This window comes from Halorubrum sp. Eb13 (assembly GCF_002252895.1).
In the GTDB taxonomy this organism is placed as follows: domain Archaea; phylum Halobacteriota; class Halobacteria; order Halobacteriales; family Haloferacaceae; genus Halorubrum.
On the sequence record NZ_NHPE01000143.1, the window covers coordinates 65373 to 82353 of the forward strand.

15 protein-coding genes are annotated in these 16981 nt (G+C 70.0%); 11 read left to right on the forward strand and 4 right to left on the reverse strand.

Annotated features, from left to right (window positions below; all coding sequences use genetic code 11):
* The first annotated feature begins 246 nt into the window (after positions 1-246).
* The 11 genes from DJ75_RS16615 to DJ75_RS16665 all read left to right on the forward strand — a co-directional run bounded on the left by DJ75_RS16615 (position 247) and on the right by DJ75_RS16665 (position 12215).
* Positions 247-885 carry a hypothetical protein gene (locus tag DJ75_RS16615; protein WP_094525533.1) on the forward strand — a complete coding sequence of 213 codons (639 nt, stop codon included), beginning with the start codon at positions 247-249 and terminating at the stop codon, positions 883-885.
* Positions 885-1634: a ubiquinol-cytochrome c reductase iron-sulfur subunit gene (locus DJ75_RS16620; protein ID WP_094525535.1), complete on the forward strand. Its 750-nt coding sequence runs from the start codon at positions 885-887 to the stop codon at positions 1632-1634. Before DJ75_RS16615 ends, DJ75_RS16620 begins: the two co-directional genes overlap by 1 nt.
* Positions 1634-3139 (forward strand): cytochrome bc complex cytochrome b subunit, encoded by a 1506-nt coding sequence (locus DJ75_RS16625; RefSeq protein WP_094525536.1) that lies wholly within the window; start codon positions 1634-1636, stop codon positions 3137-3139. The genes DJ75_RS16620 and DJ75_RS16625 overlap by 1 nt, the downstream gene beginning before the upstream one ends.
* Entirely contained in the window at positions 3132-3329 is a 198-nt protein-coding gene (locus DJ75_RS16630; RefSeq protein ID WP_094525538.1) for a hypothetical protein, read from the forward strand. The genes DJ75_RS16625 and DJ75_RS16630 overlap by 8 nt, the downstream gene beginning before the upstream one ends.
* Complete coding sequence (locus DJ75_RS16635) at positions 3326-6316, forward strand: molybdopterin-dependent oxidoreductase (protein WP_094525540.1); 2991 nt, start codon at positions 3326-3328, stop codon at positions 6314-6316. The genes DJ75_RS16630 and DJ75_RS16635 overlap by 4 nt, the downstream gene beginning before the upstream one ends.
* The gene (locus DJ75_RS16640; protein WP_094525542.1) at positions 6316-7416 is read left to right on the forward strand and encodes a 4Fe-4S dicluster domain-containing protein; all 1101 of its coding nucleotides are present in this window, start codon (positions 6316-6318) and stop codon (positions 7414-7416) included. The genes DJ75_RS16635 and DJ75_RS16640 overlap by 1 nt, the downstream gene beginning before the upstream one ends.
* Entirely contained in the window at positions 7406-8257 is an 852-nt protein-coding gene (locus DJ75_RS16645) for an ethylbenzene dehydrogenase-related protein (RefSeq protein ID WP_094525544.1), read from the forward strand. The genes DJ75_RS16640 and DJ75_RS16645 overlap by 11 nt, the downstream gene beginning before the upstream one ends.
* Positions 8254-9063 (forward strand): molecular chaperone TorD family protein, encoded by an 810-nt coding sequence (locus DJ75_RS16650; RefSeq protein ID WP_094525546.1) that lies wholly within the window; start codon positions 8254-8256, stop codon positions 9061-9063. The genes DJ75_RS16645 and DJ75_RS16650 overlap by 4 nt, the downstream gene beginning before the upstream one ends.
* Positions 9060-9983, forward strand: coding sequence for a phosphate ABC transporter permease (locus DJ75_RS16655; protein WP_094525548.1), 924 nt, complete (start codon positions 9060-9062; stop codon positions 9981-9983). The genes DJ75_RS16650 and DJ75_RS16655 overlap by 4 nt, the downstream gene beginning before the upstream one ends.
* Complete coding sequence (locus tag DJ75_RS16660) at positions 9980-10816, forward strand: HEAT repeat domain-containing protein (RefSeq protein WP_094525550.1); 837 nt, start codon at positions 9980-9982, stop codon at positions 10814-10816. The genes DJ75_RS16655 and DJ75_RS16660 overlap by 4 nt, the downstream gene beginning before the upstream one ends.
* 70 nt (positions 10817-10886) lie before the next feature.
* Positions 10887-12215 carry a P-loop NTPase gene (locus tag DJ75_RS16665; RefSeq protein WP_094525552.1) on the forward strand — a complete coding sequence of 443 codons (1329 nt, stop codon included), beginning with the start codon at positions 10887-10889 and terminating at the stop codon, positions 12213-12215.
* Positions 12216-12803: 588 nt separating this feature from the next.
* Here DJ75_RS16665 and DJ75_RS16670 read toward each other — a convergent pair.
* From DJ75_RS16670 to hflX, 4 genes are all read right to left on the reverse strand, one after another.
* Positions 12804-13406, reverse strand: a complete 603-nt coding sequence (locus tag DJ75_RS16670; protein ID WP_094525554.1) for a CDP-alcohol phosphatidyltransferase family protein — start codon at positions 13404-13406, stop codon at positions 12804-12806.
* Positions 13407-13432: 26 nt separating this feature from the next.
* Positions 13433-14041 (reverse strand): adenylate kinase family protein, encoded by a 609-nt coding sequence (locus DJ75_RS16675; RefSeq protein ID WP_094525556.1) that lies wholly within the window; start codon positions 14039-14041, stop codon positions 13433-13435.
* Positions 14038-15132 (reverse strand): histidinol-phosphate transaminase, encoded by a 1095-nt coding sequence (gene hisC / locus DJ75_RS16680; protein WP_094525558.1) that lies wholly within the window; start codon positions 15130-15132, stop codon positions 14038-14040. The genes DJ75_RS16675 and hisC overlap by 4 nt, the downstream gene beginning before the upstream one ends.
* Before the next feature lie 61 nt (positions 15133-15193).
* Positions 15194-16588, reverse strand: coding sequence for a GTPase HflX (hflX, locus tag DJ75_RS16685; RefSeq protein WP_094525560.1), 1395 nt, complete (start codon positions 16586-16588; stop codon positions 15194-15196).
* Positions 16589-16981 lie beyond the last annotated feature (393 nt).

Here is a 16981-nt window from a genome sequence, read left to right on the forward strand (position 1 = left end):
CGACGCCGGCCCGGTGGTTTTGCGACCGTATTTAAACCGCCGAACAGTTCGGGAGTAGCTAGTTGTTCGTTTCCGGTCCAACGTTACAGTATGTCAGAGATCTGTCTACCGTAAGTAACACCGACCAGACGCCCACAGGGAATCGAGATCTCACGAGCGATCACCGCGGCGGACGGTGGGCCGGCGCCGCGGGAGCGCGTTCGCGCCGCTGAGCCGGCTCATCGACACGACACACGATACAACACAATGGACCGACGAACGATTGCCATCCTCCTCATCGTGCTCGCCGTGCTGCTGCCGACGTGGTACGTCGGGCTCCACGGCGAGCCGCCGTCAGAGGAGGTTCGGATCGACCAGAGCGTGAGCGAGATGCAACCGCTGGAGGGGTTCGTAGACACGCCGAACAAGCTCTCGCCGAGTCAGGTTGGCGTGATCGTCTGGGTCGCGCTGCTGGGCCTCTTGGGAGCCATGGCCTTTTTTCACCGCTTCATGAACCGGGCCGCGCGGCCCGACGCGAGCGGTGGGGGCCCGGGCGATGCGGCCGACACAACAGAGGCAACGGCCACAGACGGCGGCGGACTCGACGCACCGCCGCCGGAGGGAGTGAATCGAGCGACGTTCCCCTGGCTCGAGACCGAGGACCGGTGGGTCGTCGAGTACCACGACGCGAGCGACGCCATCGAGGGGCTCGTCGCGATGGGCGGGCTCACCGCCCTCGCCATAGTGTTCTCTGCGCTGCTCACCGCCGAGTACCTCACGCTCGCCCGGACCCAGTACTTCGGGATCTACGCCTTCGGGCTGTTCATGTCGCTGCTGGGCTCGACGGTGTCGTACTACGCGTGGTTCATGCCTCACGTCGAAGTCGCCGAACGGAGGGACCACTGATGGAAGACGACGTAACCGACCCACGACCGACGGGAGACGGAACCGACGCCCCGCCGAACGCCGCGTCGCACGGAGACGAGGGCCCTGGCGGGCGGACCGACGCCGGCGACGGCGAGCTGTGCGACGCGTGCCCGGATAACGACGACGGGCCCGCGGTCAATCCGAGCATCTACCGGCCGTATTGGCGGGACGCGCGCGCCGAACTCAAGCGCCGTGACTACGCGAAGGTCCTCGCGACCGTCGGGGGGATCACCGCGGTCGGGAGTCTCGCAGCCCCCGTCGCCGGGCTCACTCGGGTGTTCGACACGAAGTATCGGGGACCGGTGTACGAAGACGGGATCCCCCTCGTCGACGACGTCGGCGAACGGATCACGGAGGACCGCATCGCTCCGGGCGAACAGCTCACGGTGTTCCCCGAGCCGCGTCCGGGGATCGAAGACGCCCCGACGCTGCTCGTGCGCTTCGAGGAGTCGGCGTACAGCGACGACGTGCGCGACGAGTACACCGTCGGCGGGTACGCCGCGTTCTCGAAGGTGTGTACTCACGCGGGCTGTATGGTCGCCGACCGCGACGGCGACGTGCTCGTCTGCCCGTGTCACTCCGGGCGGTTCGACCCGGTAACCGGCGGAGAAGTCGTCGGTGGGCCGGCGCCGCGGTCGCTGCCGCAGCTCCCGATCACGCTCTCGGGCGACGGCTACCTCGTCGCGACGGGCGACTTCCGAGGGCCGGTCGGCCCGGGGGGTGAGTGATGTCCCGGATCGACGCCGCGACCGACCGGGCCGAGTCCGCCTACGACTGGGTCGACTCGCGGCTGGACCTAGAGGGCGGGAGCGACTTCCTCGGGAAGGCGTTCCCCGCGGAGGACTCCTTCCTGCTCGGCGAGGTCGCGCTGTTCTGTTTCGGCATCCTCGTCTCGACCGGGACGTTCCTCGCGTTCTTTTACGAGCCGAGCACGGCCGCCGTCGAGTACGGCGGCAGCGTCGCGCAGTACCAAGGCCAAGAGGTGCCGGCGGCGTTCAAGAGCGTCCTCAACATCACCTACGACGTGCCGTTCGGGATGTTCCTGCGGCGCATGCACCACTGGGCGGCGCACCTGTTCGTCGCCGCGATCGCCTTGCACATGCTCCGCGTGTTCTTCACCGGGGCGTATCGCAACCCGCGCGAGCCGAACTGGCTCGTCGGGACCGGCCTCGCCGGGCTGGCGATGTTCGCCGCGTACACCGGGTACTCGCTCCCGTACGACGAGTTCGCGAGCACGGCGGTCGGCATCGGCTACAACGTCGCCGCCTCTGTCCCGATCGTGGGCGACCCGCTCGCGAGCATCGTGTTCGGCGGGCAATTCCCGACGAGCGCGACGATCCCGCGCCTGTTCTTCCTCCACGTCTTCCTCATCCCGGCCGCGATCGCGGGACTCATCGCCGTACATATGGCCATCCTCGTCCGGCAGAAACACACCGAGGCGCGGCGCGACGGGGACGTCGCCGCCGCGGGGACCGGCGCGGACGTGAGCGGGGGCGCCGCGGGAGCGGGCGGCGACGCTCCGAGCGCGAGCGGGGGCGCCGAAGCGCCGGACGGCGGCGCGCGCCTGATCGACCGCGACGACGACAGCGTCGTTATCGGGCTCCCCGCGTTCCCGAACCAAGCCGCCGTGAGCGCGGTCGTGTTCTTCCTCACGATGGCCGTGCTCTCGCTACTCGCGGGGCTGCTTCCCGTTCACAACATCGCCGAGTACGGCCCGAACGACCCGGCGTCGACGCCGTCGCTCGTCATGCCGGACTGGTTCCTGATGTGGGGGTACGGATTCTTAAAGCTCACTCCCTCGTGGCTGAGCTTCGACGTGCTCGGGATCCACATCAGCTCGGAGTTCGTGGGCGGTCTGCTCTTGCCCAGCCTGGTGTTCGTCGCCGTGGCGGTCTGGCCGTTCATCGACCGCGCAGAGAAGCCGGAACACTTCACCCGGAACTACCTCGACCGCCCGTTCCCGACCGCGGTCGGCATCCTCGGGGTCACGCTCGTCATGGTGGCCTCTATCGCCGGGATGGACGTGATCCTCGCCGAGATACTCGGTACGTCGACGGCGGTGCTCCGACCGTACCTGACCGCGACGCTCGTTCTCGTCCCGGCCGCGGCCGGCACCCTCACCTACGCGATTCTCGGCGGCTTCGAGGACGATTCGGGAGAGGGCGGCGCGGAGCCGACGATGTCGGAAGACGACGGAACCGCGTCGGCCACGGAGGGATCGAGCGATGACTGAGTCGAGCGCGTTCCGGCTGGCCGAGCTGTCGCCCCGCCGGTACCGCTGGGCGGATCGAGCGACGAAACTGGCCGGCGTGGGACTGATAGCCGCCGGGCTGGACGCGGGCGGCGGTACCCCCGAGGGCGTCGCGTTCGCGGCGCTCGGCGTCGCGCTCGGCCTCGCAACCGTTCTCATAGAGAAACAATGACAGACAAGACAGACACACCGAGCGAATCGACACGCGACGGCAGCGGCGCCGCGCGCCGCGACTTCCTGAAAGGGGTCGGGGCAGCGGCCGCCGTCGGCGCCACCGGGCTGGGATCCGCGCAGGACCTCACGGAAATGACCGCGCTGGACGTCGTCGACGACCCGATCGGGAGCTACCCGTACCGAGACTGGGAGGACCTCTACCGCGAGGAGTGGGACTGGGACGACAAGGCCCGCTCGACGCACAGCGTCAACTGCACGGGCAGCTGCTCGTGGCAGGTGTACACGCGGAACGGGCAGGTATGGCGCGAGGAGCAGGCCGGTGACTACCCGCGCTTCGACGAGTCGCTTCCCGACCCCAACCCGCGGGGCTGTCAGAAGGGGGCGTGTTTCACCGACTACGTGAACGCGGACCAGCGCGTCACACACCCGCTCCGCCGGACCGGCGAGCGCGGGGAGGGGAAGTGGGAGCGGATCTCTTGGGACGAGGCGCTCACCGAGATCGCCGAGGAGGTCATCGACACCGTGGGAGACGAGGAGTACGACGCGATCAGCGGTTTCACTCCGATTCCGGCGATGAGCCCGGTGTCGTTCGCCTCGGGGAGCCGCCTCGTCAACCTGCTCGGCGGCGTCAGTCACTCCTTTTATGACTGGTACTCCGACCTTCCGCCCGGACAGCCGATCACGTGGGGAACCCAGACCGACAACGCCGAGAGCGCGGACTGGTACAACGCCGACTACATCATCGCGTGGGGATCGAACATCAACGTCACGCGGATCCCCGACGCGAAGTACTTCCTCGAAGCTGGGTACGACGGCGCCAAGCGCGTCGGGATCTTCACCGACTACAGCCAGACGGCCATCCACTGCGACGAGTGGATCGGGCCGGAGCCCGGGAGCGACACCGCACTCGCGCTCGGGATGGCGCGCACCATCGTCGACGAGGGGCTGTACGACGAGGCGCACTTGAAAGAGCAGACGGACATGCCGCTGCTCGTCCGTGAGGACACCGGGAAGTTCCTCCGCGCGAGCGAGGTGTCCGGGCTCAACGTCGACGCCGACCGGCCGGAGAAGGTGTTCGTCATGCAGGACGCCGACGGCACCCTCCGCACCGCGCCCGGATCGCTGGGCGAGCGCGACGGCCAGAACGACCACTCCGTGAGCATCGAGCTCGACTTCGACCCCGAACTCGCCGTCGAGCGCACGGTCGACACGACCGACGGCGACGTCGAGACGCGCTCCGTGTGGTTGAACCTCCGCGACGAGCTGTCGGAGTACACCCCCGAGCAGGTCAACGAGATCACCGGCGTCGGCGAGCAGACCCACCAGAAGATCGCCCGCGAGTTCGCCGACATCGATCGCGCGAAGATCATCCACGGCAAGGGGGTCAACGACTGGTACCACAACGATCTCGGAAACCGCGCGATCCAGCTGCTCGTCACGCTCACGGGGAACCTCGGCCGACAGGGGACCGGCCTCGACCACTACGTCGGTCAGGAGAAGATCTGGACGTTCAACGGCTGGAAGAATCTCTCGTTCCCGACCGGGAGCGTCCGGGGCGTCCCGACGACGCTGTGGACGTACTACCACGCCGGAATCTTAGAGAACACCGACCCGGACACGGCGGCGAAGATCCGGGAGTCGATCGACAAAGGGTGGATGCCGCTGTACCCGAGCGAGCGCGACGACGGCAGCCGCCCCGACCCCAGACTCATGTTCGTCTGGCGCGGGAACTACTTCAATCAGGCCAAGGGGAACATCGCGCTCGAAGAGGAGCTGTGGCCGAAGCTCGATCTGGTCGTCGACATCAACTTCCGGATGGACTCGACGGCGCTCAACAGCGACATCGTCCTGCCGACGGCGAGCCACTACGAGAAACACGACCTGTCGGTGACGGACATGCACACCTACGTGCACCCGTTCACGCCGGCGGTCGAGCCACTGGGGGAGTCGAAGACGGACTGGCAGATCTTCCGCGAGCTCGCCGCGAAGATTCAGGAGCTCGCCGAGGAGAGCGGCGTGGAACCGGTCGAGGACCGGAATTTCGGCCGACAGATCGACCTCCAGTCGATTCACGACGACTACGTCCGCGACTGGCTCGACGATGAGCCCGGCGCCCTCGCGGAGGACAAGGCGGCCGCGGAGTTCATCCTCGAAAACTCCGAGGAGTCGAACCCGGAGGGCGCCGACGAGCAGCTCACGTTCGACGACATCGAAGAGCAGCCGCGGCGCCTCCTCGAAGCCGGCGACCACTGGTCGTCGGACATCGAGGAGGGCGAGGCGTACGCGCCGTGGAAAGACTACGTGCAGGACAAGAACCCGTGGCCGACGTTCACCGGACGGCAGCAGTACTACATCGACCACGACTGGTTCCTGGAGCTCGACGAGCAGCTCCCGACGCACAAGGAGGCACCGGTGTTACAGGAGAAGTCGGAGTACCCGCTCGGCTACAACACGCCCCACAGCCGCTGGGCGATCCACTCGACGTGGCGCGACGACAGCAAGATGCTCCGACTGCAGCGCGGCGAGCCGACCGTCTATCTCAACCCCGATGACGCCGAGGAACGGGGGATCGAGGACGGCGACACCGTGCGGGTGTACAACGACCTCGACTCCGTGGAGGTGCAGGCGAAGATCTACCCGAGCGGGGAGCCGGGAACGGTCCGGCACTTCTTCAGCTGGGAACGGTTCCAGTATCCCGACCGCAACAACTTCAACTCGCTCGTGCCGATGTACATGAAGCCGACGCAGCTCGTCCAGTACCCCGAAGACACGGGCGAGCACCTCCACTTCTTCCCGAACTACTGGGGACCGACAGGCGTGAACAGCGACGTTCGGATCGAAGTCGAGAAGGTCGAATCGGGTGCGGCGTCGATCGTTTCCGACTCGCTCGGGGCGTCGGAAGCGGGGTCAGCGTCGCTCCGTTCGGGGTCCGAGTCGCGCGGCGCGTTGGGTCGCATCTCGGACCTACTCGGAGGTGACGACTGATGAGTAAGACCACTGACGACACGGTTCACCAGACCGAAGACGGCGCCCGCCAGACCGAGGACGGCGACGTCCCGCTCGCGGAGGGCGTCGATCACCAGGTGGCGATGGTCATGGACCTGAACAAGTGCATCGGCTGCCAGACGTGTACGATCGCGTGTAAGACCAACTGGACCGAGTCCGGGGGACGCGAGTACATGTACTGGAACAACGTCGAGACGAAGCCCGGCGCCGGCTACCCGCGCGACTGGGAGGAGATGGGCGGCGGCTGGGACGAGGAGGGACAGTCCCGAACGCCCGGCGAACTCCCGGAGCAAGAGGACTACGGTCGCGCGTGGGACTTCAACCACGAGGCGATCATGTACGAGGGCAGCGACGAGCCGCTCCGCCCCATGGAGAACGCCGACTGGGGGCCGAACTGGGACGAGGACGAGGGCGCCGGCGAGTACCCGAACTCGTACTACTTTTACCTCCCTCGGATCTGCAACCACTGCACGCACCCCTCCTGCGTGGAGGCGTGCCCGCGATCCGCGATCTACAAGCGCGAGGAGGACGGCATCGTTCTGGTCGATCAGGACCGCTGTCGCGGTTACCGCTACTGCGTCGAGGGGTGTCCCTACAAGAAGGTGTTCTACAACGCGCAGACGAAGACCAGCGAGAAGTGCATCTTCTGTTACCCCCGGATCGAGGGGGAGGGGCCAGAGGGCGAGGTCCGGCCGCCGTCGTGCGCCGAGGACTGCCCGCCGCAGCTCCGGCACGTCGGCTTCCTCGACGACGAGGCCGGCCCGATACACAAGCTCGTCAACGAGTACGAGGTCGCCTTGCGGCTCCACCCCGAGTACCGGACGGAGCCGAACGTCTACTACATCCCGCCGTACGCGCCGCCACAAACCTCGGAGAGCGGCGAGACGGTGGACGCCGACCGTATCCCGCGCAACTACCTGGAAGAGTTGTTCGGCCCTGAGGTGGAGTCGGCGCTCAACACGATCACCCGTGAGCGGGAGAAGGTCGAGCGCGGCGAAGAGAGCGAACTCATGGAGATCCTCTCGACCGTGAACAACGACGACCAATACCGGCTGGAGGTGTTCGACGATGACGGCTGACGATGCGACGACTCTCGGCGGAATCGGGTCGCGGGAGCTCGCCGTTGCGGCGGCGCTCGCGCTCGCCGTCGTGGTCGCGACCGCGGCGTTCCCGATGATCGTCGACGCCCGTGCGGCCTACGAGATCCCGGTCGAGCAGCAGTCGAGTGCCGGCGACCTCGCGGATCCGACCGGCGACGCGTGGCAGTCGGTCGAGACCGTGGACGTGCCGATGAGCAGCTCCGGCGCGGCGGTGCCGGGCGGATCCGACGCCGCGGTCGACTCCGCCAGCGTCGCGGCCGCACGGACCGACGAGCGGCTCTACCTCCGGCTGTCGTGGAGCGACGCGTCCGCGAACACGTCGACCGACTCGCTGCGGGCGTTCGCCGATTCCACCGCGGTCCAGCTCCCCGTTTCGTCCGAGGAACGGCCGCCGATCGCGATGGGGTCGACCGACAACCGGGTGAACGTCTGGTACTGGAACGGGGCCGACGGGACGGAGTCGCTGCTCGCCGGCGGCGCCGGGAGCACGACGCAGATTCCGGAGTCGGCGGTGGAGACGAACGCGGCACACAGCGGCGACCGCTGGACCGTCGTGTTCAGCCGGCCGCTTGCGTCCGACCGCGCGAACGTGACCGATATCGCCCCGAACGAGGACGTGAACGCCGCGTTCGCGGTCTGGCAGGGAGCGAACGAGGAGCGCTCCGGCCAGAAGGCGGTCAGCGAGTGGTACTATCTCTCACTCGACCCGGACGATGGCGGGGCGCCGTACGAGACGGTGCTGTGGGCGTTAGCCGGCATCGCCGTCGTGTTCACCACGCTCGTGACCGTCGAGGGTATCCGCCGGACGAGAGGTGAGTGACCGTGTCGGGGTCGACGCCCGAACGCGACGGCTCGCGACTCGACACGGAGCTTCCGAGCGGCGCGGTCGACGAGGAGACCGCCGCCCGCGGGAACGTCTACGCGCTTGTGGCGGCGGCGTTCACCGAGCCGAGCCAAGGGCTTTACGAGCGGTTCGCGGACGGCTCGCTCGACGACGCCGTCGGGACGCTCGTCGAGCGGAGCGGCCTCGACGTCGACCCGCCGGACCTGACCGTCGAGGACGACCGCGAGACGCTCGCGGCCCGGTACAACGACCTGTTCGTGGTCGGCTACTCCGAAGTGATCGACGGGACCGACGGGACGGTCGAGAATCAGGGGCCGCCGGTGTCGCTGTACGAGTCGACGTACCGCTCGGAGGTGTCGTGGAACGACGTGAACCTCGACCTCGCTCGGGCGTACGAGCACTTCGGGTGCGAGATCGGCGGCGAGGAGCGCCGCCACCACGATCACGCCCGGCTGGAACTCGAATTCGCGGGGTACCTCTGTCGGCTGGCCGCCGCGGGCGACGCAACCGTCGGCGGCGACTCGACTGACGCCGCCGAACCGGCGAACCTCGACCGCGCGCGGCTCGACTTCCACGACAGGCACCTCTCCGTCCTCGCGTCGGGGCTATGGAGCGCCCTCGACGAGGAGCCCGGGACGAGCGTCTACGGCCGCCTCAGCCGGTTCCTCGACGCGTTCGTCGCCGCGGATATCGACGATCTGGCGGTCCGGCTCGACGCCGGCGTCGGCGGGGAGCGCGAGCACGCGACCTCGGACGGTCCGAACGGGGGTGAGAGGCCGTGAGCTCGCCGACGGGAAGCGTGAGCGCCCGGGCGGCCTCTCCGGGGGCCCTCGGTCGCTTCGGCGGCCGCGTCGGGGCGATCGGCCTGCTCGTCGCCGTCGCCACCGGGGTCGCGACCGCGGTCCGCGTGCTGTACAACGCCCCGTTCGAGCCGGCCGCGCTTCCGCCCCGACTGGTCCCGGTCGTCGGGACGGTCGCGGCGCTCGCGGCAGGGGTTGCGCTCGCGGCGGTCGCGCTCTCGACGAGGCGGTCCGCGGTCCGCGTCGGGCTCCTGTTCGCCGGTGTGTTCGGCGTGCTCGCGACGATCTCGGGCTCGGCGACGGTCGCCGCGGCCGTCGCGATTCCGGGCGGCGCGGCGCTGGCGTTCGCCCGCGCGCTGGGAGTGCCGGCGACCTACTTCGAGCTCCGGCGCGGAGCCCTCGCGCTGGCGTTCGCGCTCGCCGTCGGGCTCTCGCTCGTCGCGACGGCCGGCATCGTCGGTTCCGCCTACCGTGTGGCCGGATCCGTCGCCTTCCTCGCGGGAGTGACCCTCCTCGCGGTGCGGGCCGAGCGCGACCGGGTCGCGCTCGGTGCCGGTGCGTTCGCGTTCGCGGGTGTCGTCGCCGCGAGCGCCGCCGCCCCGTTCGTCACCGGGAGCGCGCTGCTCGTCGGATTCGCCGTCGTCGGGATCCCGTCACTGCTCGTCGCGACCGCGGCGTTCGGCGGTGTCGCCGCCGCAGTCGCCGGGCTCCGCGACGGTGACGCGCGGCTCGCGATCGGTGCGGTCCTCCTGCTTGCCGCGGGCGTCCCGGCGACGCCGGGGGCCGCGACCGCCGTCTGTCTCGGCGCCGCGCTCGTGGCGCTCGATGCCGACGAACCGTTCGGCGCGCAGGCGGGGAACGCGCCGGGCTCGACGGATTCGAGGGAGGTGAGCGCCCGATGAGAGACCCCGACGAGGCGACGGACGGCCCCACCGACCCCCGGGTCCACCCCGAGGAGAGCCCGGGGTTCGGCGAGGAACCCGACGGGCTCGAAGACATCGAGGTGAGCCGCGACGTGACGATCGGCGACGCGACTCCCCGAGAGCTTCAGGCGACGGACACGGCGCCGCTCCGGGGGACCGACGTCGCCGAGAAGATCGCGGACCTCGTCGACGGCGACCCCGTCGAGCGCCGACGAGCCGCGCTGGCGCTCGGCGAGGGGCGGCCCACCGAGGCCGCAGTCGACGCGCTAATCGAGCACGGCCTCGCGGACGACGACGCCGACGTGCGCCAGTTCGCCGTCGAGGCGCTCGGCGAACTCGGCGGCGGGCGGGCCGGCGAGGCCGCGGTCGCGGCGTGTGACGACCTCGACCCGTGGGTCCGCGCCGAGGCGGTCGTCGCGCTCGACCGGATCGGCCGGAGCGAGTACGCGCCGACGATCGAGGCGGCGCTCGACGACGAGCACCACGCGGTCGTCAGGAACGCGATGGTCTCGCTGTTCAAGCTGCGCGGCGAGGCGCTGTGCCCCGTCCTGCTGGAGCTGTCGCACGCTGACAGCGAGCGCCTTCGGGAGTGGGCGGTCCACCTGCTCGCGGGCGTCGACGCCGAGCGCGCCGCGGCCCGCCTCGACGCGGTCGCGAACGACGAGACGCAGTCGAAGGTCGTCCGGAGCACCGCCGTCCGCGCGCTCGACGCCGACCCGGGGAAGTTCCGGCGGCAGTTCAGCGGCGGCACCGAGAACGACAGCGCCGATCTGCCCGGCGAGAGCACGCTCAACCGCCGGCCGGACCTGTGAACCGTTCGGGTCCGGAGCCGCCGATCGCAGCCGCGCCGACACCCCACCGATCCAAACCACACCGACACCAATGACAGATCCCACCGTTGATACCCCCGACGAAGCCGACGGAGCCGACGACACCGACGAACCGCTCGCTCAGGAATCGCCCGCCGACGCCGCGGAGGCCGCGCTCCGGAAGGTCCGAGACCCGGACGCCGGAGTCAGCGTGTTCGAGGCCGGAGTGATCGAGGACGTCGAGGTCGCCGACGGCACCGCGACGATCACCGCAGACCTGCGGGAGTTCCCGCGGGACGCCGCCGAGCGGGTGTCGGCCGCCATGGTGCAGGCGGTCTCTGACGCGCGGGGCGTCTCGAACGCGCGCGTCGAAGGGGCCGATCCGAAACCGGACCTCGACGGGCGGTCGTCTGGGATAGAGACCGCGGACCGGGTGATCGCGGTCGCGAGCACGAAGGGCGGCGTCGGGAAGACGACGGTCGCGACGACGCTGGCGTGCGCGCTCGCGGCGGGTAACAGCGATAGTCAGGACACCCCCTCTGTCGGACTCTTCGACGCCGACATCTACGGCCCGAACGTCCCCGAGGTGATCGGCGCGAGCGGCCCAGTCTACAGCGACGACGACGGCAACCCGGTCCCGGTCGACGCCGGCGGGCTGGAGGTGATGAGCATGGCGCTGCTCTCTGACGACGGCCCGCTCGCGTGGCGGGGCGCGATGGCCCACGACGCGCTCTCGGACCTGTTCGAGACGACCGCGTGGAGCGGCCCGGACAGCGTCGTCGTCGACATGCCGCCGGGCACGGGGGACGTGACGCTGACGACCCTGCAGGAGGTCCCGGTCGACGGCGTCGTCCTCGTCACGACGCCGTTCCACGCCGCCGTCTCCGACACCGCCCGGGCGCTGGAGCTGTTCGAGGAGAACGACGTGCCCGTGCTCGGCGTCGTCTCGAACATGGGCGAGTTCGTCTGCGACGAGTGCGGAACGCCCCACGACCTGTTCGGCGGCGACGACCCGATCGAGGCGCTCGAGTTACCCGTCCTCGCGGAGCTCCCCTTCGACCCGGAGCTGCAGTCGACGCCGGCACCGAGCGCCGACGCGCTCCCCGAGTACGCGACAGAGCTCGCCGCTGCGATCGACGAGCGGTACGAGGCGGTGTGGTCGGTCGATCCGCCGGCGGACGCCGTCGACCTGCGCGGACTCGACCCGGAGACGCGCAAAGAGCGCGTCGAGAAGCGGTTCCGTGAGCTCGGCTCGGGCGAGGAGTGTTTCATCGTGAGCGACCGCGACCCGACGCCCGTCCGGGGGTTCCTGCTCGACCTGACCGACGCCGAGGAGCTCCCGAGCTTCCGCGTCAAGCGACAGAACCCGGAGACGTGGTTCGCGCGGGCGACGCGATCGTAATCGCCCGTCTCGTTTCTGTCGACCGTATCTCTCGTTTCTGTCGACCGTATCTCACGTTTCTGTCGACCGTATCTCTCGTTTCTGTCGACCGTATCTCACGTTTCTGTCGACCGTATCTCTCGTTTCTGTCGGGCGTATCGGTAAGTGAGGCGTTCTCCACCGGTCCCGATCGGCACGGCCACGGCGGCGATCGCTTATAAGGAGTAGACGCGGTGGCGCGCGCCTCCGAGCGGCCGCCGATGGCGGCCGCTCAGAGCGCGTGCGAGGGAGGCGGCGGGCCGGCGCGGCTCCGCCCGCGCCGGGCCGTCCGCCGAGGCTGGGGAGGCGTGAGGCTGCGGTGCTATGTGGGTGGGACTCAAAGGGGCAGGCGACGAGAGCGACGCAGGAGACGCAAGCACCGCAACGAGAGAGCGTCAGCGATCGAGTGAGGTGCGCAGCGAGCGTGCGTCGCTCTCGTCGCCTGGGGCTTTGGACGCGTTCACCGCAGAGTCGTCGACCAGGGATAAACAGCCGATGGCAACACCGCGGTCCGGAATATAAACAACTGCATCATCACGCCGAGATTCGCACTCAGCTCGGCGGCCCGGTTTATAAATCGCTCCAGGCGCCGAGGAACCGCTGGACCGCGGTCAGGTGCCCGACCGCGGCGAACAGCGCGAGCAGGAGGCCGACGACGTTGAGTCCGACGACGATCGGCGTCGAGTAGACGGCGGCGACGAGGCCGACGATACCCATCAGCGCGAGTCGGTCGGCCCGACCGAGGAGTCCGCCGTACTCGCGCCCGATGCCGACCGCCTGGATCTGGGTGCCCATGTACGAGGTCATCAGGACGCCGGTGACGGCGAGGAAGCCGAGGGCGTACGCCTCGACCCCGACCGTGAACCCCGCGATGATCGCGATGTCGGCGTAGCGGTCGAGGACGTGATCGAGGAGGTCGCCGCCGTCCGAGGAGACCTCCAAGTGGCGCGCGAGCGCGCCGTCAACGAGGTCGAGCCACCCGTTGAGGAGGACGCAGACCGCGCCGACGGCGTAGAAGAGCGGTTCGCCGACCGCGAAGGCCCCCGCGGCCGCGACCGCGACGCCGAACGCGAGGGCGCTCACCTGGTCCGGCGAGAGCCCGAGCCGGGCGGCGGCGCGCACCCACGGTCCGAGCAGGCGGTCCGCCACCGAGCGGTACTGGTCGAGGGTCATCTACCGTCCCGACCGTCGCGGCGGGCTCATATATAATCGATGAAGTCGACGGTGCCGGCGCTCGGCTCGCGCTCGCCCTCGATCGCGGCGCGGATCTCGTCGGCCACGGCCGCGGGGTCGCGGTCGGTCGTGTCGATCTCGTAGACGTTCTCGACGCCGTGCTCCGCGACGGCCTCCGAGAGGATCACGTCGAGCGCCTCGCTCTCCGCGTTCTCGCGAGCCTTGCGAGCGAGAGCTCGAGACGGTTCATCCGGCTCGGCGTTCTCCTCGGCGGTCGCGTCCGACTCCCCGCGCTCACGGAGCCGAGTCTCGACCGTCTCCGGGCGACAGCGCAGGACGATCACGCGGTCGACGTCGAAGCGGTGGGCGAGGTGGGAGTCGAGCACGCCCGACCACTCCCCGAGGCGGTCGCGCACCGCGTCGAGGTCGGCGACGAGGGTGTCGCGCTCGACGTCGCGCTCGGTCCAGAGGTCGTCGTCGCCCTTGATGCGGTCGTTGAGGTGGATCACGTCGTACTCACCCTCCAAGAGGGCGGTCGCGGTCGACTTGCCGGTTCCGGGGGTGCCGGTGACGGCGACGCGGGCGGGGGCGCCGTCGGCGCCGGTGCCGGCGGCGTCTCGCTCGCTCCCGCTCACGCCCGAACACCGAGGCCGAGGTCGGCGAGCGTCTCGTTCAGTCGCTCGACCGCCTCGCGCGTCTCCTCGCGGGTGCCGGTCGAGATCCGGACGTGGTTCGGAAGGCCGAACGAGGTGCAGTCACGGATGATCACGCCGCGCTCTTGGGCCGCGTCGGCGACCCGCTCCGCGTCGCCGACCTCGGCGAGCACGAAGTTGCCGGCCGACTCGACCGTGGGCGCGTCGAGCTCGTCCGCGATGTGCTCGCGGGCCCACCGCGCCGACTCGATCGACTCCTCGACGTGGTCCTCGTCGTCGAGGGCGGCGAGCGCGGCCCGGCAGGCGAGCTCGTTCGCCGCGAACGGGGTGTTCACTCGGGCGTACGCCTCGCCCCACGCCTCGGGGACGACGCTGTAGCCGATCCGGAGCCCCGCGAGCCCGTACGCCTTCGAGAACGTCCGGAGCACCGCCACGTCGTCGCGCTCGTCGACCAGCGGGATCGCGCTGTCGACCGCGGCGAACTCGCCGTACGCCTCGTCGACGACGACGAGCGTCTCCTCGGCGGTCGCGTCCGCGATCGCCTCGACGTCGTCCAGGGGCAACGTCGACCCAGAGGGGTTGTGCGGGGAGGTGACGTAGACGATCCGCTCGCCGCCGTAAGCGCTCAGGACCGTCTCCGCGTCCTGCGCGAACCCGTCGGCCGCGTCGAGCGCGTACTCCGTCACCTCGCCGTGGTGGTACCGGGCCGACATCCCGTAGTAGGCGAAGCCGGGCGTCGGGACGAGGACGGCGTCGTCGGGCTCTAAGGCGGCCCGCGCGAGGTAGTCGATCGAGCCGTCGGCACCGGGCGAGACCCAGACTTGCTCGGTCGCCACGTCCCACTTCTCCGCGATCTTCGCGGTGAGGTCCGTGTGCGAGGACTTCGGGTACTGGTGGACGCGGTCGGCGTGCTCGCGGATCGCCTCGACCGCCGCCGGGCTCGGGCCGTGCGGGTTCTCGTTCGAGGAGAGCTTGATCAGGTCGTCGGGGTCGATCCCGCGTTCGCGGGCGACCTCCTCGACGCCTCGTCCCGGGACGTACGGCGAGTGGTCCGAGAGATCGCGTGGTTCCATGACCGTTCGTCCGGGACGGTCGGTCTTAAGGGTGGCCGAACGGATCCCGGATCGGACCCGCTCACCGGAGGTCCGCGGCCCGTCGCTCCGCCTCGGCGACGACCGACGGTCGACCCGCGAACGCGACCGTCACGCCGTCCGGAGCGTACGTCACGTCGCGGACCTCACCGCTGTCGTGCGCCCACGACAGCAGCGCCTGCGCCGCGCCCGAGTTCGGCAGTCGGAGGGTCGTCGCCTCCGTCGGCAGCGCCGAGCGGAGCGCCTCCCGGACCGCGTCGACCCCCGCTCCCGTGAGCGCGCTCGCCGGGACGGCCGGTTCGAGCGCCTCGGCGACGGCGTGGCCGTCAGCGTTCAGGTCCGCCGCGGCGTCCGCGAGGGCCTCGCGGCGAGCGTGGAGATCGCGACCGTCGAGTAAGTCGACTTTGTTGAGCACCGGGACGACCGGGCCGGCCGTCTCCTCGACGGCGGAGAGGGTCGTCCGGACGCGGTCGCCGACCGTTTCGGGACCGTCGGCGGCGTCGACGACGAGCAGGACCGCGTCGGCGTCGCGGACCGACTCGATCGTCGCGCGGAACGACCGGACGCTTCGGTGCGGGAGCGCGTCGACGAACCCGACCGTGTCGGTGACGAGGGTCCGTCGGCCGCCGAGCGTCGCCCGACGGGTGGTCACGTCGAGCGTCTCGAAGGGGCGATCGGCGGCCGAGACGGAGTCGTCGACGTCGGCGTGAGTTCCCGGATCGTCGTGGGTTCCCGGACCGTCGACGTCGTCGGCGAGGCGTCGGAGCAGCGTCGATTTGCCGGCGTTGGTGTACCCGGCCAGCGCGACCGCGTCGAACCCCGCCCGCCGGCGCTGCTCTCGCCGCTCGCTCCGGGCCTCCGTCACCTCGCTGAGGGCGCGTCGAGCGTCGTCGATCCGACGCTCCACGTCGAGGACCCGTCGGTCGTCCTCGTTGTGGTACCGGAGGTCGGTCGCGTAGTCGCGCGCGATGAGCTCCCGGAGCCGCGGCTTCAGGTACTCGAGGCGGGCGAGCTCGACCTGTAGCTCGGCCGCGCGCGAACCGGCCCCCTCGGCGAACAGGTCGAGGACCAGCCGCGTCCGGTCGATCGGTTCGACCCCGTCCGGGAGCAGGTCGGAGAGCGACGCCGTCTGCCCGGGCGAGAGTTCGCCGTCGTAGATCACGGCGTCGACGTCCTCGACCGACGCTCGGCGCATCAGCTCCTCCGCCTTGCCGCGGCCGAGTCCGTACGTCGGGTCCTCGCGGCGCCGCTGGGTGACCTCGCCGACGACCTCGTAGCCCGCCGAGCGGGCGAGCCCGCGGATCTCGTCCGTCTCGGGGCGAACGTCGGCGTCGCGCGCGGCGATCAGCGCACGGCCGGCGTCGAGGCGGTGCGTCCGGCGTCGGTCGTTGTCGGTTCCGTCTCGCGTCTCGTCGTCGGATTTCTCGTCTCGTGACATCGGGTCGTCGGGCGCTCGCGTCGGCCCGGAGAGGGGTTCGACACCGCCGACCGCGGACTCGCGACGTCCGGCACGCGGCGGCGACGACGAACCGTGTTCTGGAGCGATACCCTGCGCGATCGAGAGGCGTCGAAGGTCGCCGGAGAGCGGACCGCCCCGGAACGGAGGGCGATTGTCTCCGAGACCGAGTCTCTCGGTCGCACTGGTCGGGCGCTGGCCGGGGCCTCCGAAGCGGGCGGAGACGGGTGCGCGGAGTCGTCGCGAGCCGCGGTCAGCGCGAGAACGAGATGGACTTCACGTATTGGTTACCGAACCGACGATACATAAGCGTTCACCGGAAACGAGGTGTGCGATCGGGGCCCAGGGAGCGCCGGACGGCGCGATCCCGTCCGC

Excerpts from the sequence above, each read along its gene's own strand:
- DJ75_RS16615 (WP_094525533.1), top strand. The coding sequence starts at position 247 with ATGGACCGACGAACGATTGCCATCCTCCTCATCGTGCTCGCCGTGCTG.
- DJ75_RS16620 (WP_094525535.1), top strand. The coding sequence starts at position 885 with ATGGAAGACGACGTAACCGACCCACGACCGACGGGAGACGGAACCGAC.
- DJ75_RS16625 (WP_094525536.1), top strand. The coding sequence starts at position 1,634 with ATGTCCCGGATCGACGCCGCGACCGACCGGGCCGAGTCCGCCTACGAC.
- DJ75_RS16630 (WP_094525538.1), top strand. The coding sequence starts at position 3,132 with ATGACTGAGTCGAGCGCGTTCCGGCTGGCCGAGCTGTCGCCCCGCCGG.
- DJ75_RS16635 (WP_094525540.1), top strand. The coding sequence starts at position 3,326 with ATGACAGACAAGACAGACACACCGAGCGAATCGACACGCGACGGCAGC.
- DJ75_RS16640 (WP_094525542.1), top strand. The coding sequence starts at position 6,316 with ATGAGTAAGACCACTGACGACACGGTTCACCAGACCGAAGACGGCGCC.
- DJ75_RS16645 (WP_094525544.1), top strand. The coding sequence starts at position 7,406 with ATGACGGCTGACGATGCGACGACTCTCGGCGGAATCGGGTCGCGGGAG.
- DJ75_RS16660 (WP_094525550.1), top strand. The coding sequence starts at position 9,980 with ATGAGAGACCCCGACGAGGCGACGGACGGCCCCACCGACCCCCGGGTC.
- DJ75_RS16665 (WP_094525552.1), top strand. The coding sequence starts at position 10,887 with ATGACAGATCCCACCGTTGATACCCCCGACGAAGCCGACGGAGCCGAC.
- DJ75_RS16670 (WP_094525554.1), bottom strand. The coding sequence starts at position 13,406 with ATGACCCTCGACCAGTACCGCTCGGTGGCGGACCGCCTGCTCGGACCG.
- hisC (WP_094525558.1), bottom strand. The coding sequence starts at position 15,132 with ATGGAACCACGCGATCTCTCGGACCACTCGCCGTACGTCCCGGGACGA.
- hflX (WP_094525560.1), bottom strand. The coding sequence starts at position 16,588 with ATGTCACGAGACGAGAAATCCGACGACGAGACGCGAGACGGAACCGAC.